This window comes from Burkholderia sp. AU38729, from assembly GCF_020419725.1.
Lineage (GTDB): Bacteria > Pseudomonadota > Gammaproteobacteria > Burkholderiales > Burkholderiaceae > Burkholderia.
On the sequence record NZ_JAIZQO010000009.1, the window covers coordinates 100,304 to 121,789 of the forward strand.

Sequence of the window (21,486 nt, forward strand, 5' to 3'; positions counted from 1 at the left end):
GTCACGCACGCCGCTGCTGACGCACCTGCTCGAACAGGCAGACCGCGGCCGCGGCCGCGACGTTCAGCGACTCCATCCCGCCCGGTTGCGGGATCGTCACGCGATGCGTGGCCGCGTCGCGCCAGAACGCCGACACACCCGCCCCCTCATTGCCGAACACCCAGGCAACCGGCCCCGACAGGTCGCAGTCATAGACTGCCTGCGCGCCATGCGAGTCGGTCAGCGCGACCGGCACAGCGAGGCGCTCGGCGAGCGCGCCGGCGTCGACGTCCTCGTGGATCGACAGCAGGAAATGCGCGCCCATGCCCGAGCGCAGCACCTTCGACGACCACGCATACGCGGTGCCCGGCGCACAGAACACGTGACGCACGCCTGCGGCCGCCGCGCTGCGCAGGATCGAGCCGACGTTGCCGGCGTCCTGCACGCCGTCGAGCACGACCGACGACTGCGTCACGCGCGCCGGCAGCGGCTGCGCCGGCCGGTCGACGAGCAGCAGGAAGCCGACGCCGTTGACGACGTTCGACAACTGCCCGAACAGCGCGTCGGGCAGCGTGACGATCCGCTGCGCATCGATGCGCGCGACGATCGCCTGCGCTTCGGCATGCCCGAGTGCGCCTTCGGTCGTGACGCACAGCTCGGGCGTCGCGCCCGTATCGAGGTATGCGCTCGCGAGATGGAATCCTTCGAGCAGCGCCTGACCGCCGCGGCGCTGATGGGACGTCGAACCCGCGAGCGCCTTCAGGCGCTTGTACAGCGGGTTGTCACGGGAAGTAATGCTTTTCATCGAATCAGGTCGAGTGCCGCACGAACCGGCGCGAACGAACGCCGATGGGCTTCGCACGGGCCGTGCTCGCGCAGCGCCGCAAGGTGTTTCACGGTGCCGTAGCCCGCATGCACGTTGAAGCCGTACACCGGGAAGCGTTCGTGCAGGTCGACGAGCATGCGGTCACGGGTGACCTTCGCGAGGATCGACGCGGCCGAGATGCTCGGCACGAGCGCGTCGCCGCTGACGATCGCCTCGGCGCGCACGGTCAGCGTCGGACAGCGGTTGCCGTCGATCTGCGCGAGCGTCGGCAGGACCGACAGCCCTTCGACCGCCCGCTTCATCGCGAGCATCGTCGCGTGCAGGATGTTCAGCGTGTCGATCTCGTCGACACTCGCCGACGCGACGCAATACGACAGCGAGCGCGCGACGATCAGCTCGTACAGCGCGTCGCGCTTCTTCGCGGACAACGCCTTCGAATCGTCGAGCCCGTCGATCGGCTGCGCCGGATCGAGGATCACCGCGGCGGCCACCACCGGCCCCGCGAGCGGGCCGCGGCCCGCTTCGTCGACGCCGCAGACGATCTCGTCGGGGCGACTGAAATCGAAACCGCCCTGCACGTCGCTCGACGCGCGGCGGCGTGGTGCACGGACTGCGGTCATGCGCGCCCCTTGCGTTGTTCGAGCACGCGCACGACCGCTTCGGCCGCCTTCACGGCCGTGTTCTGCCGCAGCGAAAGATGCATTTCGGTAAAGACTTCGGTCAGCGTGCGGCGGTTCGCATCGTCACGCAGCTGCGTGAGCGTCGCATCGGCGAGCGCCTCGGGCGTCGCGAAATGCTGCAGCAGCTCGGGCACGACGAAACGCCCCGCCAGGATGTTCGGCAAGCCGACGTACGGCAGGTAACCCTGCCGGCGCATGATCTGCCCGGTCAGCCAGGGCACCTTGTACGAGATCACCATCGGCTTCTTCAGCAGCGCGGCTTCCAGCGTGACCGTCCCGCTCTTCACGAGGATCGCGTCGGCAGCCGTCATCGCGACCTGCGAGCGGCCGTCGGTGATCGTCAGCGCGAGCTGCGGATGCGCGTCGACGAGCGGCTGCAGCAGCGCACGCAGCGCGGGCGTGGCCGCCGGCATCACGAACCGTACGCCAGGCTCGCGCTGCTGCATCAGCGCCATCGCCGCGAAGAAGGTCGGGCCGATCAGTGCGATTTCCGAGCGCCGGCTGCCCGGTAACACGGCGATCACCGGGCCGTCGGCCGGCAGTCCGAGCGCGATGCGCGCGCCGTGCGTGTCGGGCTCGAGCGGAATCTCGTCGGCGAGCGGATGGCCGACGTAGGTCGAGGCAACACCTGCCTTGTCGAGAATCGCCGGTTCGAACGGGAACAGGCACAACATGTGATCGACGGACTTCGCGATCTTCTTGATCCGGCCGCCGCGCCATGCCCAGATCGACGGGCACACGAAGTGGATCGACGGGATGCCCGCATCGCGCGCCGCCTGTTCGACGTTGAAGTTGAAGTCGGGCGCATCGACGCCGATGAACGCGTCCGGCCGCTCGGCGAGCAACTGGCGCTTCAGCTCGCCGCGAATCCGCAGGATCTCGGGAATCTGGCCCAGCGCCTCGACATAGCCGCGCACGGTCAGCTTGTCCATCTGCCAGTGCGAGTCGAAGCCCTGCGCGATCATGCGCGGCCCGCCGATCCCGTAGTACTGGGCCGATTCGGGCAGCCGCTCGCGCAGCCCGCCGAGCAGCGACGCGCCGAGCAGGTCGCCCGACGGTTCGCCGGCCACCATCGCGAGCCGGAGCTGAGAGGTCGGAAGCGGCATCGCTTAGCGGATGATGCCGCGTTGCGACGCGTCGATGAACTCGACGAGCGCCTTCACGGGTGCGTCGCCCTCGCCGCCCGCCGCCGCCAGTTCGCGCAACTGTACTTTCGCCTCCTCGAGCGACAGGCCGTTCTTGTACAGCAGGCGGTATGCGCTGCGCAGCGCGGAGATCGCGTCGGGCGAGAAACCGCGCCGGCGCAGCCCTTCGACGTTGATCCCGTGCGGTTCGGCCTTGTTGCCGGCCGCGATCACGAACGGCGGAATGTCCTGCACGAGCGCCGATGCGCCGCCCAGCATCGAGTGCGCGCCGATGCGCACGAACTGGTGAACGCCCGACATCCCGCCGACGATCGCCCAGTCGCCGATCTCGACGTGGCCGGCCATCTGGGCGTTGCTCGACAGGATCACGTGGTTGCCGACGGTGCAGTCGTGACCGATGTGCACATAGGCCATGATCCAGTTGTCGTCACCGAGCGTCGTCACGCCGACGTCCTGCACGGTGCCCGTGTGGATCGTCGTGAATTCGCGGATCGTGTTGCGGCTGCCGATCACGAGCTTCGTCGGCTCGTCCTTGTACTTCATGTCCTGCGGACGACCGCCGACCGACGCGTAATGGCCGATGCGGTTGTCCTCGCCGAGCGTCGTATGGCCTTCGATCACGCTGTGCGAGCCGATCGTCGTACGCGCGCCGATCGTGACGTGCGGACCAATGATCGCGTACGGGCCGATCTCGACCGATTCGTCGATCTGCGCGCCCGGTTCGACAATCGCGGTGGGATGAATCCTGGTCATGCGCCGTTGCCTCTCGATGTGATGTGTCGCGTTGCGTTGCCTGTCCGTGCCGCGTCGCTCAGGGCGCCACGTCGGTCGTCTTGACCGTGCACATCAGTTCGGCTTCCGCCGCCACCTTGCCGTCCACTTCCGCCACCGCCTTGAACTTCCAGATGCCGCGGATGTAGCGTTCGAACGTCACGTTCAGAATCAGTTGGTCGCCCGGCTCGACCGGACGCTTGAAGCGTGCGCCGTCGATCCCGACGAAGTAGTACAGCGTGTTCTCCGGATCCTTCGGCTGCTCTTCCGAGAAGGTCAGCAGCGCCGCGGCCTGCGCGAGCGCTTCGAGGATCAGCACGCCCGGCATCACCGGCCGCTTCGGGAAATGCCCCTGGAAGTACGGCTCGTTGATCGACACGTTCTTCAGCGCTTTGATGCCCTTGTGCGGTTCGAGTTCGAGCACGCGATCGACGAGCAGAATCGGGTAGCGATGCGGCAGCAGCGTGAGGATCTTGTGGATGTCGAGATTGATTTTTTCAGTGCTCATGATGGTTCGTCTCACGCAGAGGCTGCGCGGTGGTGATGCAAAGGCTGAAGTGGGCCGGCGTGCGGCCCAGTCTGGCAAACCGGGCCGGTTGCGCTGGCCGTACCCGGTTCGAGGTCTCGCATGATGCGCTCAGGCGTCCGTGCCGCCCTGGGCGGCGAGCGCGGCTTCGAGCGCCTTGATGCGCTCGCGCAGCTTGTCGAGATTGCGCACGAGCGCGGCGCTCTTGTTCCATTCGCCATGGTCGACGGCCGGGAACGCGCTGGTATAGATGCCGGCCTTCGGCAGCGACTTCGATACGCCCGACTTCGCGGTGATGATGACATAGTCGCCGAGCGTCACGTGGCCGGCGATCCCGGCCGCGCCGCCGATCATGCAGTGGCGGCCGATCGTCGTGCTGCCCGCGATCCCGGCGCTGCCGGCGATCACCGTATAGGCGCCAATCCGGCAGTTGTGGCCGATCTGCACCTGGTTGTCGATCTTCACGCATTCCTCGATGACGGTATCCGCCATCGCGCCGCGATCGATCGTCGTGTTCGCGCCGATCTCGACGTCCGGGCCGATCGTGACGCCGCCGACCTGCGGGATCTTGACCCAGCTGCCGGTGCGCGCATCGCCGTCGCCGACGAAATCCGGCGCGAAGCCGAAGCCGTCGGAGCCGATCACCGCGCCCGCATGGATGATCGCGCGCGGGCCGACCTTGCAGCCGTGGTACACCGACGCGTTCGGATACAGGTGCGAGCCCGCGCCGATCGTCGTGCCGCGGCCGATGAAGACGTTCGCGTCGAGCTGCACGCCGTCCTCGATCACCGCACCGGCCTCGACCGTCACGTGCGGGCCGATCACGGCACTCGCGGCGACCTGCGCGGCCGGATCGATCGTCGCGCTCGGATGCACGCCGGCGGCGCGCTGCGGCGTGGCCAGGTCGATGAACATCTGCGCGACGCGCGCGAAGTACGCGTACGGATTCGGCGTGACGATGAAGTTGCGACCGCTTGCGGCCGCGCCCAGCTTTTCCAGATCCTTCGGCGCGATCAGCACCGCGCCGGCGCGGGTCGACTCGACCTGCGACAGGTACTTCGGATTCGCGAGGAACGCGAGTTGCTGCGGGCCTGCCTGGTCGAGCGGTGCGAGCCCGCCCACCTTGCACTGTGCGTCGCCGGCGATCTCGCCGCCGAACCGCTTTACGAGTTCCTCAAGCGTCAATGCCATTCGTCGTCTGCTCCGTTCAGTTCGTCGAGCCGGACGCGAGCGCCTTGAGCACCTTGTCGGTGATGTCGATGCGCGGGCTGACGTACACGGCTTCCTGCACGATCAGGTCGTAATTCTGCTGCTCGGCGATCTGCTTGATGACCTTGTTCGCCCGCTCGAGCACGGCCGCCAGCTCCTCGTTGCGGCGCTGGTTCAGGTCTTCGCGGAACTCGCGCTGCTTGCGCTGAAAGTCGGTGTCGAGCTGGGCGAGGTCACGCTGCTTCTGCGCGCGGTCGGCCGCCGACAGCGACGCGCCGTTCTTGTCCAGCGAATCGGACATCGACTTCAGGCGCGCCGCCAGATCCTGCAGATCCTTGTCGCGCTTCGCGAACTCGGCTTCGAGCTTCGTCTGCGCCGCCTTCGCGGGCACCGACTCGCGCAGGATCCGATCCGAATTGACCGCCGCGATGCGGGCGACGTCCTGTGCGTGCACCGTTGCCGCGCCCAAGGCCAGCGCAACGGTCAGCGCGCACATCACTCGTTTCGAAAACTTACCGGTTAGCAAAATTACCCTCTCGTTGCTGTTGTCATGCGTTCGATCAGAACGCCGTCCCGATCTGGAACTGGAATTTCTGGTACTGGTCGCCTTCGTGCTTCTGCAGCGGGAACCCGAGGCTCAGCTTCAGCGGGCCGATCGGCGAGATCCACGCGAGACCCACACCGTAGCCGTAACGCAGGCCGTTGGCGCCCGTACTCGTGCCGCCCGGTGCGTTGCCCCACACGTTACCGCCGTCGAGGAACGTGAACACGCGCAGCGTGCGGTCGTAGCCCGTGCCCGGCAGCGGGAACGTCAGCTCGATGTTGCCGACGACCATCTTCGAACCGCCGATCGGGTCGTTCGTCTTCGTGTCGCGCGGGCCCAGCGAGCTCGGCTCGTAGCCACGCACGGAGCCGATACCGCCCGCGTAGTAGTTCTTGAAGATCGGGTACGGGTTGCCGATACCGTTACCGTAGCCGCCTTGCAGGTTCAGGCCCAGGATGAAGCCGCGCGAGAACGAATAGTAGTACTGGGCCTGCAGGTCGGCCTTGTAGTACTGGATCTTGCCGACCGGCACGCCGTACTCCATGTTCGCCTGCGTGAAGTAGCCGCGGCTAGGAATCAGCGCGCTGTCACGCGCGTCGCGCGACCACGCGACCGTCAGCGGCACCGTGTTCGACACGCGGCCGAACTGGTTCACGTAATCCTGGTAGCTCTGCGGCGTGTTCGAATCGACGTCGAGACGGTTCTGCTCGAAGCCCGCGCCGAAGTAGACGGTGTCGACTTCCGAGAACGGGATGCCGAACTTCAGGTTGCCGCCCGCGCTGATGATCCGGAAGCTCGAGCTCGTCGAATAGTAGAGCGGCTGGTACGTGCGGTAGTAGACGTCCGTGATCCGCTTGATGCCGTCGACCGTGAAGTACGGGTCGACCTGCGTGACGGTCAGCGTACGGTAGCTCTTCGCGGTGTTGACGTTCACCGACAGGCTGGTACCCGAACCGAACACGTTGTCCTGCGACACCCCCGCCGACAGCACGACCTTGTCCGTCGACGAGAAGCCGGCGCCCAGCGTGATCGCGCCGGTCGGCTTTTCGTCGACCTTCACGTTCACGTCGACCTGGTCGTTCGTGCCTTCGACCGGCAGCGTCGTCACGTCGACGTTGGTGAAGTAGCCGAGACGGTTCACGCGATCCTTCGACAGCGCGAGGCGGTTCGAATCGAACCACGAGCTTTCGAGCTGGCGCATTTCGCGGCGCACCACTTCGTCGCGCGTGCGCGTGTTGCCGACGACATTGATGCGGCGCACGTACACGCGGCGGCTCGGATCGACGACGAGGTTCAGGTTCACCTTGTGGTTCGCCTGGTCGATGTCCGGCTGCGCGTTGACGGTCGCGAATGCGTAGCCGTACTCACCGAGCTTGTCGACGATCGACTTGGTGGTCTGTTGCAGCTTTTCGGCCGAGAAGCGATCGCCCGGCTTGATCTTGATCAGCTTGTTGAGTTCGGCTTCGCGATCGAGCAGGTTGCCCGACAGCTTGATGCCCGACACCGTGTACGGCTCGCCTTCGTGCAGCGTGACCGTCAGGTACATGTCCTTCTTGTCGGGCGAGATCGACACCTGGGTCGAATCGATGTTGAACTCGAGATAGCCGCGGTTCAGGTAGTACGAACGCACCGCCTCGAGGTCGCCGGTGAGCTTTTCCTTCGAGTACAGGTCGTTCTTCGTGTACCAGGAGAACCAGTTCGGCGTCGACAGCTGCATTTCGTCGCGCAGCGTGCTGGTGCTGAAGGCCTTGTTGCCGATGAAGTTGATCTGGCGGATCTTCGCGCTCGGGCCTTCGGCCACCGCGAACAGGATCGACACGCGGTTTGCGTCGACCGGCGTGACCGTCGTCTTGACCTCGGCCGCGTAGAAGCCGCGCGTGAGGTACTGGCGCTTGAGTTCCTGCTCCGCCTTGTCGACGAGCGCCTTGTCGTAGTAGCGGCCGTCGGCGAGGCCGACTGCGCGCAGCGCCTTCGTCAGGTTGTCCTTGTCGAACTCCTTCGTGCCGGTGAAGTCGATCGACGCGATGGCCGGACGCTCCTGCACCTGCACGATCACGACGTTGCCCTGCGTGGCGATGCGTACGTCGTTGAAGAAGCCCGTCGCGTACAGCGCGCGGATTGCTTCGGATGCCTTGTCGTCCGTGAAGGTATCGCCCTGCTTGATCGGCAGGTAGGCGAACACCGAACCCGCTTCGACGCGCTGCAGCCCCTCGATCTTGATGTCTTGCACCACGAACGGTGCCGCTGCATGGGCCGCGAGGCCGTGCGCGGCGAGCGCGGCCGCTGCAACTGTCTTAGGTACAAAGCGATGAGGTTTGAACAACATGCATCCCCAATATTTAGCTGCATCAAATCAGGCGGCTGCCCAGCGGCCGCCGCCTGACGCTTCAGAAATGGATTAACCGAGCCAGATCGTTGAACAGCGCGATCGCCGACAATGCGACGATGCAGATCAACCCGGCTCTTTGCAGAATCAGCTGCCAGCGCTCCGAGACGGCTTTCCCGGTCGCGGCTTCAACCGCATAATATAACAGATGCCCCCCGTCCAAAACGGGAATCGGCAACAAGTTCAGGACGCCAAGGCTAATGCTGACAAGGGCGAGGAACGACAGGAACGCCGACGGACCGAGCCGCGCACTCTTGCCCGCGTAGTCCGCGATCGTCACCGGGCCGGACAGGTTCTTCAGCGATGCGTTGCCCGTGATCATGCGCCCGAACATCTTCAGCGAATACACGGAGATGTCCCACGTACGGTGTGCGCCGAGCTGCAGGCTTTCGATCGGCCCATATCGCACGTCGACGGACGGCGCATGCATCGACAGCGCCGCGCCGATGCGGCCGACCTGCTGCCCCGATTCGTCGTCGCGCTGCATCTGCGGCACGATCGACACCGTCTGCGCGGCGCCGTCGCGCTCGATCTGCAGGTCGAGCGGCTTGCCCGCATGGTGTTTCACGAAATCGATGAAGCGTGACGCGCCGCCGATCGGCTTGCCGTCGAGCGCGACCAGCTTGTCGCCGGTCTTCAGGCCCGCCTGCTCCGCCGCGCTGCCGGGCTGCACCGACGCGACCGACAGCGTGCCGCCGCCGGTCTCGAAGCCCAGATGGGCCATGAAATCGTCGTCGAGCTGACTTTCGGGAACATGGCGGAGGTCGACGCGGAAGTCGAACGTCGTGTTGCCATCGCGTGCGCCGAGCACGATCTCGCGGTGATCGAATGCAGCGGCCAGCAGCTTCCAGCGCAGGTCCGACCACGACCGCACCGGCTCGGCCTCGCCGCCCTGCGCGTTGCGGATCGACACGATCTGCTCGCTGCCGTCGAAGCCCGCGCGCGCCGCCACCGTGCCGGTGGCCGGCGGTGCGACGATCGCGGCCGGCTCGGTTACACCGGTGGCGAATACGACGGAAAACAGCGCGATTGCCAACAGGAAGTTGGCAATCGGCCCGGCTGCAACGATCGCGATGCGCTTGTAGACGGACTGCCGGTTGAACGCCTGGCCGAGCTCCTCGGGCGCGATGCCGGGGCCGGGATCGCGTTCGTCGAGCATCTTCACATAGCCGCCGAGCGGCAGCGCCGACAGCGTCCACTCGGTGCCTGTCCTGCGGCTGACCCAGCGCGCGACGGGCTGGCCGAAGCCGATCGAGAAACGCAGCACCTTCACGCCGCACCAGCGCGCGACGCGATAGTGTCCGTACTCATGCACGACGACCAGCACCCCGATCGCCACCGCAAACGCGATCAGTTCGACCAGCACGTTCATGAGCACTCCATTCAGACAGTGCGCTCCACGCGTGGCGCAGGCGCTTTCGCAATGATCTCAGCGGCGAGGCGGCGTGCCTCGGCATCCGCCGCCAGGACATCCTCGAGCCCGTCGGGCGTACGGTTCGGCAGCGCGTTGAGCACGGCGTCGACCGTCGCCGCAATCGCCATGAAGCCGATGCGGCGCTCGAGAAACGCTTCGACCGCGACTTCGTTCGCCGCGTTCAATGCGGCGCTCGCGATGCCGCCTTCCTCGAGCGCCTTCAGCGCAAGCGCGAGACACGGGAAGCGCGCGTAATCGGGCTTCTCGAACGACAGCTGGGCAATTTGCGCGAGATCGAGTTGTTCGACGCCCGCATCGACACGCTCGGGGAACGCGAGCGCGTGCGCGATCGGCGTGCGCATGTCGGGGTTGCCGAGCTGCGCGAGCACCGAGCCGTCGCGATACGACACGAGCGAATGAATCACGCTCTGCGGGTGGATCAGCACGTCGATGCGCTCGCCCGGCAGCCCGAAGATCCAGTGCGCCTCGATCACCTCGAGGCCCTTGTTCATCATCGTCGCGGAATCGACCGAGATCTTGCGGCCCATCACCCAGTTCGGGTGCTTGCACGCCTCGTCCGGCGTCACATCGACGAGCGTGGCCGGTTCGCGCGTGCGGAACGGGCCGCCCGACGCGGTGAGGATGATCTTCGAGATCCCGCCATGCTCGGCCGCGTCGCGCGGCATGCACTGGAAGATCGCGTTGTGTTCGCTGTCGACCGGCAGCAGGATCGCGCCATGGTCGCGCACGGCGTCCATGAAGATCGCGCCCGACATCACCAGCGCCTCCTTGTTCGCGAGCAGGATGCGCTTGCCGGCGCGCGCGGCCGCGAGGCTCGGCGCCATGCCGGCCGCCCCGACGATCGCCGCGACCACCGTGTCGCAGCCATCGCTCTTCGACACGTCGACGAGCGCCTGCGGCCCGTGCAGCACGGTCGTCTTGCTGCCCGCCGCGCGCAGTTTCGCGTCGACCTGCGCGGCCGTCTCGGCATCGCCCACCACCGCCACCTCGGGCGTGAAGCGCAGGCATTGCTCGACCAGCTTGTCGCCGTTGCGGTGTGCGGTCAGCGCATAGACCGAGAAGCGCTCGGGATGGCGCGCGACGACGTCGAGCGTGCTGTCTCCGATGGAGCCCGTGGAACCGAGCAATGTCAGGCGTTTTTGCATAACAGAATGAGTGGATTAACCAAGCAGCAGCATCGCGAGCGGCAGCACCGGCAGCAGCGCGTCGACACGGTCGAGCACGCCGCCATGGCCTGGCAGCAGTCCGCTCGAATCCTTCACGCCCGCCTGCCGCTTCAGCAACGACTCGAACAGGTCGCCGATCACGCTGTATGCAACCAGCAGCGTCAGTGCGGCCCATGCGCCGGGCATGCCGTAGCGCACGGCGAACGCGGAAAACAGGGTCGGCTCGAACGCATGCACGGTCATCGCGACACCGGCGACGACCATCACGGCGAGCCAGCCACCGATCGCGCCTTCCCAGCTCTTGCCGGGGCTGATCGTGATGGCCAGTTTACGCTTTCCGAAGGCCTTGCCCGCGAAGTATGCGCCGATATCGGCGAGCCAGACGACCAGAAGCAGCGACAGCACGAACGGTACGCCCTGCGCACGCGCCGCGACGAGCGCATGCCAGCAGGCCGCGAAGACCACGAGGCCGGCCGCGAGCAGGAACGGCCGCCATACGCCGCCCGCGAGCGCCGGCTTGCGCCGCAGCGTGAACGGGCCGACCAGCAGCCAGAACACGCCGGCTGCCATGAAAAGGGGACGGGACGATGCCGCATCGACGCCGAGCGGCGCCGTTGCCGCGAGCGCCAGCGCCGCGACGACTGCATAGACGACCGGGCCGGCGCCGCCGAGCTTGAGCAGGCGCGCCCATTCCCACGCGGCAAACACGAGCACGACGCCGATCAGCGCGCCGAACGCGGCGAGCGGCGCGAACAGCGTCACCGGCAGCAGGACCGCCAGCATCACGATCGCCGTGATCACACGGGTTTTCAGCATGAAAGGGAGTCGGCGTTCTGCGATTGCGGTTCGAGCTGTGCGCTCGTGCGGCCGAAACGGCGCTCGCGCTCCGTATACGACGCCATGGCGTCGGCCAGCGCCGCGCCGTCGAAATCCGGCCAGTATTTGTCGGTGAAATAGAATTCGGCGTACGCGAGTTGCCACAGCAGGAAGTTGCTGACGCGCTGCTCGCCACCGGTACGGATGAAGAGATCGGGCTCCGGCGCATAGGCCATCGCCAGGTGCGGCGCGAAAGCGTCCTCGGTCACTTCGACCTCGCGACCCTCGCGCACGGCCTGCTCGACGAGCTTCTTCGTCGCCTGCAGGATGTCCCACCGGCCACCGTAGTTGGCCGCGATGGTGAGCGTAAGACGGGTATTGCGCGCCGTCTTGGTTTCGGCGCGGCGAATCAGCTCGCGGATGCGCGGCTCGAAGCGGTCGAGATCGCCGACGACACGCAGGCGGATCCCGTTCGCGTGAAGCTTGCCGACCTCGCGCTCGAGCGCGGTGATGAACAGGCGCATCAGGAACGACACTTCGTCGTTCGGACGGCGCCAGTTCTCCGAACTGAACGCGAACAGCGTCAGGTACTCGACGCCGGCGCGCGCGCAGCCTTCGACCACCGCCCGCACGGCATCGACGCCGCGGGTGTGCCCCGCGACGCGCGGCAAGCGGCGTTCGGTCGCCCAACGGCCGTTGCCGTCCATGATGATCGCGATGTGACGCGGCACGACGCCGACGTCAGGCACGCGAACGGTAGAGCTGGTATAGGTCATGGCCGTTGAGACAGTAATGCGGGAAGAAGGCGGCGCGCGAGGACGGTCGTCAGACCGTCATGATCTCGGCTTCCTTGCTCTGCACGAGCTTGTCGATTTCGGCAACGTGCTTGTCGGTCAGCTTCTGCACGTCGTCGCTCGCGCGGCGCTCGTCGTCTTCCGAGATTTCCTTGTCCTTCACGAGCTTCTTGAGCGCTTCGTTCGCGTCGCGGCGCAGGTTGCGGATCGCGACCTTGGCCGTTTCGCCTTCGCTCTTGACGACCTTGGTCAGCTCGCGGCGGCGCTCTTCCGTCAGCGCGGGCATCGGCACGCGGATCAGGTCGCCGGCGGTGGCCGGGTTCAGGCCCAGGTCGGCTTCGCGAATGGCCTTCTCGACCTTCGCGACCATGTTCTTTTCCCACGGCTGCACGCCGATCGTGCGCGCATCGACGAGCGTCAGGTTGGCGACCTGCGAGATCGGCACCATCGAGCCGTAGTAGTCGACCTGCACGTGATCGAGCAGACCGGTGTGTGCACGGCCCGTACGGATCTTTGCCAGATCGTTCTTGAACGCTTCGATCGAGCGCTGCATCTTTTGCTCGACGCCCTTCTTGGTATCAGCGACACTCATTTCAACCTCCGAACCTTCTAACCTTCAAAGAACACGGGCCCTGCCCGGCGCATCGGGTGCGCCGCGGCCGATGGCCCGCATCCGCGGGAGTTTACACGTGGACGAGCGTACCTTCGTCCTCGCCCAGCACGATGCGCTTGAGCGCGCCCGGCTTGTTGATCGAAAACACGCGAATCGGCAGCTTCTGGTCGCGGCACAGCGCAAAGGCCGTCGCGTCCATCACCTGCAGGTTGCGGCTGATCGCCTCGTCGAAAGTGATCGTCGTGTAACGCGTGGCCGACGGATCCTTCTTCGGATCGGCAGAATATACGCCATCGACCTTGGTCGCCTTCAATACGACCTCGGCGCCCACCTCCGACCCGCGCAGCGCGGCGGCCGTGTCCGTCGTGAAGAACGGGTTGCCCGTACCGGCCGCGAAGATCACGACGCGGCCTTCCTCGAGCTGGCGGATCGCGCGGGGCCGGATGTACGGCTCGACGACCTGGTCCATCCGCAGCGCGGACTGCACGCGCGCCTCGATGCCGGCGTGGCGCATCGCGTCCTGCAGCGCCAGCGCGTTCATCATCGTCGCGAGCATCCCCATGTAGTCTGCCGTCGCGCGGTCCATGCCGGCCGCGCCACCCGCGACACCGCGGAAAATATTACCGCCACCGATCACGACCGCGAGCTGCGTACCGAGACGCACGACTTCGGCGATATCGGCCACCATCCGTTCGATCGTCGCGCGATTGATGCCGAAGGCATCGTCGCCCATCAGCGCTTCGCCGGAGAGTTTGAGGAGGACGCGTTTATAGGCATTGGACATAGGGGCTTCCGAGCGACGAGAGGATGACAACCACGAACTGTAGGGGCGAAATACTGATTCGGGCAAGCGCCGACGGTCGGACCGGGTTTCCCGGCCGGCCGGCGGCGGCGCCGACCGCGGCGGAGCGGACGCCCGCCGCGGATACTGCCTGACTGCTTACGGCTTACTGCTGCTTTGCTGCTGCGACTTGCGCGGCCACTTCGGCGGCGAAGTCGTCCTGGCGCTTCTCGATGCCTTCGCCGACGACGAACAGTGCGAACTTCTGCACTGCGGCATCCGCTGCCTTCAGCATCTGCTCGATCGTCTGCTTGTCGTTCTTCACGAACGTCTGGTTCAGCAGCGACACTTCCTTCAGGTACTTCTGGACGCTGCCGTCGACCATCTTCGCGACGATTTCAGCCGGCTTGCCCGATTCCGCAGCCTTCTGCTCGGCCACACGGCGTTCCGTCTCGATCAGTTCCGCCGGCACGTCGGCCGACGACAGCGCGACCGGCTTCATTGCCGCGATGTGCATCGCGACGTCCTTGCCGACCTGCTCTTCCGCGCCCGTGTACTCGACGATCACGCCGATACGCGCGCCGTGCAGGTACGTTGCGATCTTGTTCGCGGTTTCGAAACGGACGAAACGGCGGATCGAGACGTTCTCGCCGATCTTGCCGACCAGCGCCAGACGCACTGCGTCGACCGTCGAGCCTTCGAGCGGCAGCGCCGACAGCGCAGCCACGTCGGCCGGGTTTTGCGTCGCGACGAGTTCTGCAACCGTCTTCGAGAATGCGAGGAAGTCGTCGTTCTTCGCGACGAAGTCGGTTTCGCAGTTCAGTTCGACCAGCGAGCCTGCGTTGCCGCCGACGAACGATGCGACGACGCCTTCTGCCGTCACGCGCGATGCCGCCTTGCTCGCCTTGTTGCCGAGCTTGACGCGCAGCAGCTCTTCAGCCTTGGCCAGATCGCCGTCGGCTTCCGTCAGCGCCTTCTTGCACTCCATCATCGGTGCGTCGGTCTTTGCGCGCAGTTCTGCCACCATGCTTGCGGTAATTGCCGCCATCATTCGCTCCTTGAGTCTGTATTCACAACGCCGCCCGCTTGGACGCGAACGGCCGAGATTCGTTTCCGGACCCGCGCCGATTCGGCGCGATCAGGTCCGGCGCACAAGCTTAAAAAAAGGGGGCCTGTTGAGAGCCCCCTTTTTGCGCCGGCTCGGGGCCAGTTACGCGTTTTCCTCGACGTACTCGTCGTCGCCGCGTGCGGCCTGGACCACTTCGTTGACCGCGTTCGCACGGCCTTCGAGGATCGCATCGGCCACGCCTTCAGCGTACAGCGCGACTGCCTTGCTCGAGTCGTCGTTACCCGGGATCACGTAATCCACACCTTCCGGCGAGTGGTTCGTATCGACCACGGCGATGACCGGCACGCCCAGCTTGTTCGCTTCGGTGACAGCAATCTTGTGGTAGCCGACGTCGACGACGAAGATCGCGTCCGGAATGCCGCCCATGTCCTTCACGCCGCCGATCGACTTTTGCAGCTTGGCGATTTCGCGTTCGAACAGCAGCGCTTCCTTCTTGCTCATCTTTTCGAGCTCGCCTGCCTCGACTGCCGCTTCCATGTCCTTCAGGCGCTTGATCGATACCTTCAGCGTCTTGAAGTTGGTCATCATGCCGCCGAGCCAGCGTGCGTTGACGAACGGCATGCCTGCGCGCTGCGCTTCCTGGGCGATCGTGTCACGCGATTGACGCTTCGTGCCGACGAACAGGATCGTGCCGCGGTTCGCTGCCAGCTGGCGCACGTACTTCTGTGCGTCCGTGAACATCGGCAGCGTCTTTTCGAGGTTGATGATGTGAATCTTGTTGCGGTGACCGAAAATGAACGGAGCCATCTTCGGGTTCCAGAAGCGCGTCTGGTGACCGAAGTGGACACCCGCTTCCAGCATTTGGCGCATCGTAACTGCCATGTAAATTCTCCACGAGGGTTGGGTCTTAAGCCGGCCGCCGTACCGCCGCGCGATCCCACCCCGAAGGGCGCGAATGCCGCGCGGCCGGCACCCTGGTTGCGCCGGCTTGCGATTCGGCACGTGCAAACGCCCGTGCCGCAAGCCTTCCATCCGTCATGCCGCCCCAACATGGGGCAAGCTCGGCAATTGGATATCGACTTAGCCAAAGAGTATAGCACGCCGATTTGTCCGCTCTCAAGTCGCTCACCTCTTTCGCTTGCCGCGCGGCAGCCGGCCGGACAATCCGCGAAAACCCGCATCCGCACCGCCGGCAGGGGCTGCGAGGCCTGCCAGAAGGTGCGATAATCCGTCAATTCACCGCATTCCAGGCATACCTCGATGGCTATTACGCTCAAAAACGAACACGATATCGCCGAGATGCGCGTCGCCTGCCGTCTCGCGAGCGAAGTGCTCGACTTCATCACGCCGCACGTCGTCGCGGGCGTCACGACCGCCGAACTCGACCGCCTCTGCCACGAGTTCATGCTCAACGAACAGGGCACGATCCCGGCGCCGCTGAACTACCAGCCGCCCGGCTACCCGCCGTACCCGAAGGCCACCTGCATTTCGGTCAACGACGTGATCTGCCACGGCATTCCCGGCGAGAAGGTGATCAAGAACGGCGATGCGCTGAACATCGACATCACCGTGATCAAGAACGGCTACTTCGGCGACACGAGCCGCATGTTCATCGTCGGCGAGGGTTCGATCCTCGCGAAGCGCCTCGTGCAGACCACCTACGAATGCATGTGGCTCGGCATCGACCAGGTCAAGCCCGGCGCGCACCTCGGCGACATCGGCTACGCGATCCAGAAGCACGCGGAAGCGCAGGGCTACAGCGTCGTGCGCGAATACTGCGGCCACGGCATCGGCACGGTGTTCCACGAAGATCCGCAGGTCGTCCACTACGGCCGCCCGGGCACCGGCATCGAACTGAAGGCCGGGATGATCTTCACGATCGAGCCGATGATCAACGCCGGCAAGCGCGACATCCGCACGATGCCCGACCAGTGGACGGTCAAGACGCGCGACCGCAGCCTGTCGGCGCAGTGGGAGCACACGGTGCTCGTCGCCGAAACCGGCTACGAGGTGCTGACCGTGTCGGCCGGCACGCCGGCGCGCCCGGTGTTCGCGCAACCGGCCGCCGCCGTCTGAGCGCCGTCGCGCCAGCCCGCCCCACCCGCACCTGAACGGCCCCCATGAGCGCTCACGCAGCCCCCTCGCCCGAAGCGCTGTCGCGGCGCGCCGAATTCAAGGCCGCCAAAGCGGAGATGCTCGAGCGCTTTCGCCGCGCGGCGAACGTCGCGTCGCTGATGCACGCGCTGTCGAAACTCACCGACGAAGCGCTGAAGCGCGTGTGGGACGACTGCGGGCTGCCCGCGACGCTCGCGCTCGTCGCCGTCGGCGGCTACGGGCGCGGCGAACTCGCGCCCTATTCCGACGTCGACATCCTCGTGCTGCTGCCCGATGCGCACGATCCGGCACTCGACGCGCGCATCGAGCGCTTCATCGGCATGGCGTGGGATCTCGGCCTCGAGATCGGCAGCAGCGTGCGCACGGTCGCGCAGTGCATCGAGGAGGCGTCGCAGGACGTCACGGTGCAGACCTCGCTGCTGGAAGCGCGCCGCATCGTCGGCAGCACCGCGCTGTTCGAACGCTTCACGGTGCGCTACCACGAGGCGCTCGACGCCCGCGCGTTCTTCACCGCGAAGGTGCTCGAGATGCGCCAGCGCCACGCGAAGTTCCAGGACACGCCTTACAGCCTCGAACCGAACGTGAAGGAAAGCCCCGGCGGGTTGCGCGACCTGCAGACGATCCTGTGGATCGCGCGCGCGGCCGGTTTCGGCAGCAGCTGGCGCGAGCTCGACACGCGTGGTCTCATCACCGATCGCGAGGCGCGCGAGCTGCGCCGCAACGAAGGTTTCCTGAAAACGCTGCGCGCGCGGCTGCACGTGATCGCCGGCCGCCGCCAGGACATGCTCGTGTTCGACCTGCAGACGCAGGCCGCCGAGAGCTTCGGCTATCAGGCGACGCAGGCCAAGCGCGCGAGCGAACAGCTGATGCGCCGCTATTACTGGGCCGCGAAAGCCGTCACGCAGCTCGCGACGATCCTGATCCAGAACATCGAGGCGCAGCTGTTCCCCGCGACGAGCGGCATCACGCGCGTGCTGTCGCCCGACCGCTTCGTCGAAAAGCAGGGCATGCTCGAGATCGTCGACGACGGCGTGTTCGAACGCCACCCCGACGCGATCCTCGAAGCGTTCCTGTTGTACGAGACGACCCGTGGCGTGAAGGGCCTGTCCGCCCGCACGCTGCGCGCGCTGTACAACTCGCGCGAGATCATGAACAACACGTGGCGCCGCGATCCGCAGAACCGCGACACGTTCATGCGGATCCTTCAGCAACCCGAAGGAATCACGCACGCGTTCCGGTTGATGAACCAGACGAGCGTGCTCGGCCGCTACCTGCTGAACTTCCGCCGCATCGTCGGCCAGATGCAGCACGACCTGTACCACGTGTACACGGTCGACCAGCACATCTTGATGGTGTTGCGCAATATCCGCCGCTTCGCGGTGGCCGAGCACGCGCACGAATATCCGTTCTGCAGCCAGTTGATCGGCAACTTCGAGCGCCCGTGGGTGCTGTATGTCGCGGCACTGTTCCACGACATCGCGAAGGGCCGCGGCGGCGATCACTCGACGCTCGGGATGGCCGATGCGCGGCGCTTCTGCCGCGAGCACGGCATTGCCGGCGACGATGCAGCGCTGATCGTGTGGCTCGTCCAGCATCACCTGACGATGAGCCAGGTCGCGCAGAAGCAGGACACGAGCGACCCGGAAGTCATCAAGCGCTTCGCCGAAGTCGTCGGCAACGAGCGGTACCTCACCGCGCTGTACCTGCTGACCGTCGCCGATATCCGCGGCACGAGCCCGAAGGTGTGGAACACGTGGAAGGGCAAGCTGCTCGAGGATCTGTACCGCATCACGCTCGCGGTGCTCGGCGGGGCCAACCCCGACGCGCATTCGGAGCTGAAGTCGCGGCAGGAGCAGGCGCTTGCGCTGCTGCGTCTCGAGACCGTGCCCGACGATGCGCATTGCGCGCTGTGGGATCAGCTCGATGTCGGCTTCTTCCTGCGTCACGACGCGGCCGACATCGCGTGGCAGACACGTGTGCTGTACCGGCATGTGAATGCCGAAACCGCGATCGTCCGCGCGCGGCCGTCGCCGATCGGCGACGCGCTGCAGGTGCTCGTATACGTGAAGGATCGCCCCGACCTGTTCGCGGGCATCTGCGCGTATTTCGACCGCAACGGGCTGTCGGTGCTCGACGCACGCGTCAGCACGACGCGGCACGGCTATGCGCTCGACAACTTCATCGTCACGCAGACCGAACGTGACGTGCGGTATCGCGACATCGCGAATCTCGTCGAGCAGCAACTCGCGTCGCGACTCACCGAAACCGCACCGCTGCCGGAGCCGTCCAAGGGCCGCCTGTCGAGGCTGTCCCGGACGTTTCCGATCACGCCGCGCGTCGACCTGCGGGCCGACGAACGCGGCCAGTACTACATCCTGTCCGTGTCGGCCAACGACCGGCCAGGCCTTCTCTATTCGATCGCGCGCGTACTCGCCGAGCATCGGATCGGCGTCCACGCGGCGCGGATCAATACGCTCGGCGAACGCGTCGAGGACATCTTCCTGCTCGCGGGCGCCGGCCTGTCCGACAACCGCCTGCAGATCCAGCTCGAAACCGAATTGCTGCGTGCGATCGCAGTCTGAATGAATCCCAGCGTTTATGCGCACCAAATTAACCGTCAAGAATCCGAAGCCGGCGTCGCCGACCCGCGCCCCTGTCCGCTCCGGCAGCCTCGTCGCCCGCAAGGCGGTGCGTCCCGCTACGCCTCCCGCCGGGGACAAGCCGGCCCGCCCGAAGAAAGCGTCCCCGGCCGGCGCCGGCGAACGCACGTTCAAGCCGCGCGCTGCCGCGGGCGCCGAGCGCCCGGGCGCGGATCGCGCACCGGCCAAGCGTGCACCGCGTGACGGCGGTGCGGAACGCGGCACGCGCGCCCCTTATCGCGACAACGCGGCCGGGGAAGGCGCGAAGCGCAGCTTCGGCGACCGCCGCACGTCGTCCGATCGTCCGCCGCGCCGCGATGACGACGCGCGGCCGCGTCGTGCAGGTGGCGAAGGCGGTGCACGCGCGCCGTATCGCGACAGCGCAGGCGGTGAAGGTGCAAAACGCAGCTTCGGCGACCGTCGTACGTCGTCGGATCGTCCGCCGCGCCGCGATGACGACGCGCGGCCGCGTCGTGCAGGTGGCGAAGGCGGTGCACGCGCGCCGTATCGTGACAACGCAGGCAGTGAAGGCGCGAAGCGCAGCTTCGGCGATCGTCGCCCGTCGTCGGATCGCCCGCCCCGCCGCGATGACGATGCACGTCCGCGCCGCGCAGGTTTCAGTGAAGGCAACGCACGCGCGCCATACCGCGACAACGCAGCCGGCGAAGGCGCGAAGCGCAGCTTCGGCGACCGCCGCACGTCGTCCGATCGTCCGCCGCGCCGCGATGACGATGCACGGCCGCGTCGTGCAGGTGCAGGCGAAGGCGGCACACGCGCGCCGTATCGCGACAACGCAGCCGGCGAAGGCGCGAAGCGCAGCTTCGGCGACCGCCGCACGTCGTCCGATCGCCCGCCGCGCCGTGATGACGATGCCCGTCCGCGCCGCGCAGGTTCCAGTGAAGGCAACGCACGCGCACCGTATCGCGACAAGGCAGCCAGCGAAGGCGCGAAGCGCAGCTTCGGCGACCGCCGCACGTCGTCCGATCGCCCGCCGCGCCGTGATGACGATGCCCGCCCGCGCCGCTCAGGCGCCGACGACGGCAAGCGCCCGTCGTATCGCGACAAGCCTGCCGGCGAAGGTGCGAAGCGCAGCTTCGGCGACCGTCCGGCCCGCCCCGCACGCGACGGCGAGCGCCGCTCGTTCGGTGCGGTCAAGACCGCGCAACCGGTCAAGCGCGCCGCCGCCGACGTCGACTACGGTGACGAATCGGGCCTGATGCGCCTGTCGAAACGGATGTCCGAGCTCGGCATGTGCTCGCGCCGCGAAGCCGACGAATGGATCGAAAAGGGCTGGGTGCTCGTCGACGGCGAACGCATCGACACGCTCGGCACCAAGGTCCGCGCCGACCAGAAGATCGAGATCGACGAACGCGCGAGCGCCGCGCAGGCCGCGCAGGTGACGATCCTGCTGCACAAGCCGGTCGGCTACGTGTCGGGCCAGGCGGAAGACGGCTACGAGCCCGCTGCCGTGCTGATCACGCGCGCGAACCGCTGGAGCGGCGACCATTCGCCGGTACGCTTCTCGCCGCAGCACTTGCATGCCCTCGCACCGGCCGGCCGCCTGGATATCGATTCGACCGGCCTGCTCGTGCTGACGCAGAACGGCGTGATCGCGAAGCAGTTGATCGGCGAGCAGTCGGATATCGACAAGGAATACCTGGTACGCGTGCGCTTCGGCGAGCGGCTCATCGACATCGACCAGCACTTCCCCGCGGAATCGCTCGCGAAGCTGCGCCACGGCCTCGAGCTCGACGGCGTCGCGCTGAAGCCCGCGATGGTGAGCTGGCAGAACGGCGAGCAGTTGCGCTTCGTGCTGCGCGAAGGCAAGAAGCGCCAGATCCGTCGCATGTGCGAGCTGGTGGGCCTCGACGTGATCGGCCTGAAGCGCGTCCGGATGGGCCGCGTGATGCTCGGCGCACTGCCGCAGGGTCAATGGCGCTATCTGTCGGCCGACGAGACGTTCTGATCGCCGGCGCACACATGTGCGCCACG

Annotated in this window: 19 protein-coding genes; 3 read left to right on the forward strand and 16 right to left on the reverse strand. The window is 66.4% G+C overall.

Features of this window, described 5'->3' with window-relative positions; translation table 11 throughout:
* Window position 1: 1 nt before the first annotated feature.
* The 16 genes from LGM56_RS23560 to rpsB all read right to left on the reverse strand — a co-directional run bounded on the left by LGM56_RS23560 (window position 2) and on the right by rpsB (window position 15,622).
* On the reverse strand, window positions 2–784 hold the full coding sequence (locus tag LGM56_RS23560) for a TrmH family RNA methyltransferase (protein ID WP_089473091.1): 783 nt from the start codon (window positions 782–784) through the stop codon (window positions 2–4).
* On the reverse strand, window positions 781–1,425 hold the full coding sequence (rnhB, locus tag LGM56_RS23565; protein WP_089425680.1) for a ribonuclease HII: 645 nt from the start codon (window positions 1,423–1,425) through the stop codon (window positions 781–783). Before rnhB ends, LGM56_RS23560 begins: the two co-directional genes overlap by 4 nt.
* Complete coding sequence (gene lpxB, locus LGM56_RS23570) at window positions 1,422–2,591, reverse strand: lipid-A-disaccharide synthase (protein ID WP_089473092.1); 1,170 nt, start codon at window positions 2,589–2,591, stop codon at window positions 1,422–1,424. Before lpxB ends, rnhB begins: the two co-directional genes overlap by 4 nt.
* Before the next feature lie 3 nt (window positions 2,592–2,594).
* Window positions 2,595–3,383: an acyl-ACP--UDP-N-acetylglucosamine O-acyltransferase gene (gene lpxA / locus LGM56_RS23575; protein WP_089495097.1), complete on the reverse strand. Its 789-nt coding sequence runs from the start codon at window positions 3,381–3,383 to the stop codon at window positions 2,595–2,597.
* 58 nt (window positions 3,384–3,441) lie between these two features.
* The gene (fabZ, locus tag LGM56_RS23580) at window positions 3,442–3,909 is read right to left on the reverse strand and encodes a 3-hydroxyacyl-ACP dehydratase FabZ (RefSeq protein WP_011352450.1); all 468 of its coding nucleotides are present in this window, start codon (window positions 3,907–3,909) and stop codon (window positions 3,442–3,444) included.
* 129 nt (window positions 3,910–4,038) lie between these two features.
* On the reverse strand, window positions 4,039–5,118 hold the full coding sequence (gene lpxD, locus LGM56_RS23585; RefSeq protein WP_089425683.1) for a UDP-3-O-(3-hydroxymyristoyl)glucosamine N-acyltransferase: 1,080 nt from the start codon (window positions 5,116–5,118) through the stop codon (window positions 4,039–4,041).
* A 16-nt stretch (window positions 5,119–5,134) separates the two neighbouring features.
* Window positions 5,135–5,632, reverse strand: a complete 498-nt coding sequence (locus tag LGM56_RS23590) for an OmpH family outer membrane protein (RefSeq protein ID WP_011352452.1) — start codon at window positions 5,630–5,632, stop codon at window positions 5,135–5,137.
* Window positions 5,633–5,696: 64 nt separating this feature from the next.
* Window positions 5,697–8,006: an outer membrane protein assembly factor BamA gene (bamA, locus tag LGM56_RS23595; protein WP_089473095.1), complete on the reverse strand. Its 2,310-nt coding sequence runs from the start codon at window positions 8,004–8,006 to the stop codon at window positions 5,697–5,699.
* A 61-nt stretch (window positions 8,007–8,067) separates the two neighbouring features.
* A complete protein-coding gene (gene rseP, locus LGM56_RS23600; RefSeq protein ID WP_089495098.1) occupies window positions 8,068–9,438 on the reverse strand; it encodes an RIP metalloprotease RseP in 1,371 nt (456 codons plus the stop codon).
* A gap of 11 nt (window positions 9,439–9,449) precedes the next feature.
* Entirely contained in the window at window positions 9,450–10,646 is a 1,197-nt protein-coding gene (locus LGM56_RS23605) for a 1-deoxy-D-xylulose-5-phosphate reductoisomerase (RefSeq protein WP_089495099.1), read from the reverse strand.
* 15 nt (window positions 10,647–10,661) lie between these two features.
* Complete coding sequence (locus tag LGM56_RS23610; RefSeq protein WP_124584573.1) at window positions 10,662–11,483, reverse strand: phosphatidate cytidylyltransferase; 822 nt, start codon at window positions 11,481–11,483, stop codon at window positions 10,662–10,664.
* On the reverse strand, window positions 11,477–12,259 hold the full coding sequence (gene uppS, locus LGM56_RS23615; RefSeq protein WP_006478494.1) for a polyprenyl diphosphate synthase: 783 nt from the start codon (window positions 12,257–12,259) through the stop codon (window positions 11,477–11,479). Before uppS ends, LGM56_RS23610 begins: the two co-directional genes overlap by 7 nt.
* 49 nt (window positions 12,260–12,308) lie before the next feature.
* Window positions 12,309–12,869 (reverse strand): ribosome recycling factor, encoded by a 561-nt coding sequence (frr, locus tag LGM56_RS23620; protein ID WP_039342717.1) that lies wholly within the window; start codon window positions 12,867–12,869, stop codon window positions 12,309–12,311.
* A gap of 91 nt (window positions 12,870–12,960) precedes the next feature.
* A complete protein-coding gene (pyrH, locus tag LGM56_RS23625; RefSeq protein WP_011352459.1) occupies window positions 12,961–13,674 on the reverse strand; it encodes a UMP kinase in 714 nt (237 codons plus the stop codon).
* Window positions 13,675–13,837: 163 nt separating this feature from the next.
* A complete protein-coding gene (gene tsf / locus LGM56_RS23630) occupies window positions 13,838–14,719 on the reverse strand; it encodes a translation elongation factor Ts (RefSeq protein WP_089495101.1) in 882 nt (293 codons plus the stop codon).
* A 162-nt stretch (window positions 14,720–14,881) separates the two neighbouring features.
* Complete coding sequence (gene rpsB / locus LGM56_RS23635) at window positions 14,882–15,622, reverse strand: 30S ribosomal protein S2 (protein WP_006752149.1); 741 nt, start codon at window positions 15,620–15,622, stop codon at window positions 14,882–14,884.
* Window positions 15,623–16,000: 378 nt separating this feature from the next.
* Here rpsB and map point away from each other — a divergent pair, with 378 nt between their 5' ends.
* From map to LGM56_RS23650, 3 genes are read left to right on the forward strand one after another with little or no spacing between them, the layout of a single operon-like run.
* On the forward strand, window positions 16,001–16,816 hold the full coding sequence (gene map / locus LGM56_RS23640) for a type I methionyl aminopeptidase (RefSeq protein WP_226206902.1): 816 nt from the start codon (window positions 16,001–16,003) through the stop codon (window positions 16,814–16,816).
* Window positions 16,817–16,860: 44 nt separating this feature from the next.
* The gene (locus LGM56_RS23645) at window positions 16,861–19,437 is read left to right on the forward strand and encodes a [protein-PII] uridylyltransferase (RefSeq protein ID WP_089495102.1); all 2,577 of its coding nucleotides are present in this window, start codon (window positions 16,861–16,863) and stop codon (window positions 19,435–19,437) included.
* A 16-nt stretch (window positions 19,438–19,453) separates the two neighbouring features.
* Window positions 19,454–21,460, forward strand: coding sequence for a pseudouridine synthase (locus LGM56_RS23650; RefSeq protein ID WP_226206903.1), 2,007 nt, complete (start codon window positions 19,454–19,456; stop codon window positions 21,458–21,460).
* The last annotated feature ends 26 nt before the right edge of the window (window positions 21,461–21,486 follow it).

Excerpts from the sequence above, each read along its gene's own strand:
- pyrH (WP_011352459.1), bottom strand. The coding sequence starts at position 13,674 with ATGTCCAATGCCTATAAACGCGTCCTCCTCAAACTCTCCGGCGAAGCG.
- uppS (WP_006478494.1), bottom strand. The coding sequence starts at position 12,259 with ATGACCTATACCAGCTCTACCGTTCGCGTGCCTGACGTCGGCGTCGTG.
- rpsB (WP_006752149.1), bottom strand. The coding sequence starts at position 15,622 with ATGGCAGTTACGATGCGCCAAATGCTGGAAGCGGGTGTCCACTTCGGT.
- tsf (WP_089495101.1), bottom strand. The coding sequence starts at position 14,719 with ATGGCGGCAATTACCGCAAGCATGGTGGCAGAACTGCGCGCAAAGACC.
- lpxD (WP_089425683.1), bottom strand. The coding sequence starts at position 5,118 with ATGGCATTGACGCTTGAGGAACTCGTAAAGCGGTTCGGCGGCGAGATC.
- rseP (WP_089495098.1), bottom strand. The coding sequence starts at position 9,438 with ATGAACGTGCTGGTCGAACTGATCGCGTTTGCGGTGGCGATCGGGGTG.
- LGM56_RS23605 (WP_089495099.1), bottom strand. The coding sequence starts at position 10,646 with ATGCAAAAACGCCTGACATTGCTCGGTTCCACGGGCTCCATCGGAGAC.
- rnhB (WP_089425680.1), bottom strand. The coding sequence starts at position 1,425 with ATGACCGCAGTCCGTGCACCACGCCGCCGCGCGTCGAGCGACGTGCAG.
- bamA (WP_089473095.1), bottom strand. The coding sequence starts at position 8,006 with ATGTTGTTCAAACCTCATCGCTTTGTACCTAAGACAGTTGCAGCGGCC.
- lpxA (WP_089495097.1), bottom strand. The coding sequence starts at position 3,383 with ATGACCAGGATTCATCCCACCGCGATTGTCGAACCGGGCGCGCAGATC.
- LGM56_RS23560 (WP_089473091.1), bottom strand. The coding sequence starts at position 784 with ATGAAAAGCATTACTTCCCGTGACAACCCGCTGTACAAGCGCCTGAAG.
- lpxB (WP_089473092.1), bottom strand. The coding sequence starts at position 2,591 with ATGCCGCTTCCGACCTCTCAGCTCCGGCTCGCGATGGTGGCCGGCGAA.
- LGM56_RS23650 (WP_226206903.1), top strand. The coding sequence starts at position 19,454 with ATGCGCACCAAATTAACCGTCAAGAATCCGAAGCCGGCGTCGCCGACC.
- fabZ (WP_011352450.1), bottom strand. The coding sequence starts at position 3,909 with ATGAGCACTGAAAAAATCAATCTCGACATCCACAAGATCCTCACGCTG.
- map (WP_226206902.1), top strand. The coding sequence starts at position 16,001 with ATGGCTATTACGCTCAAAAACGAACACGATATCGCCGAGATGCGCGTC.
- frr (WP_039342717.1), bottom strand. The coding sequence starts at position 12,869 with ATGAGTGTCGCTGATACCAAGAAGGGCGTCGAGCAAAAGATGCAGCGC.
- LGM56_RS23590 (WP_011352452.1), bottom strand. The coding sequence starts at position 5,632 with ATGTGCGCGCTGACCGTTGCGCTGGCCTTGGGCGCGGCAACGGTGCAC.
- LGM56_RS23610 (WP_124584573.1), bottom strand. The coding sequence starts at position 11,483 with ATGCTGAAAACCCGTGTGATCACGGCGATCGTGATGCTGGCGGTCCTG.
- LGM56_RS23645 (WP_089495102.1), top strand. The coding sequence starts at position 16,861 with ATGAGCGCTCACGCAGCCCCCTCGCCCGAAGCGCTGTCGCGGCGCGCC.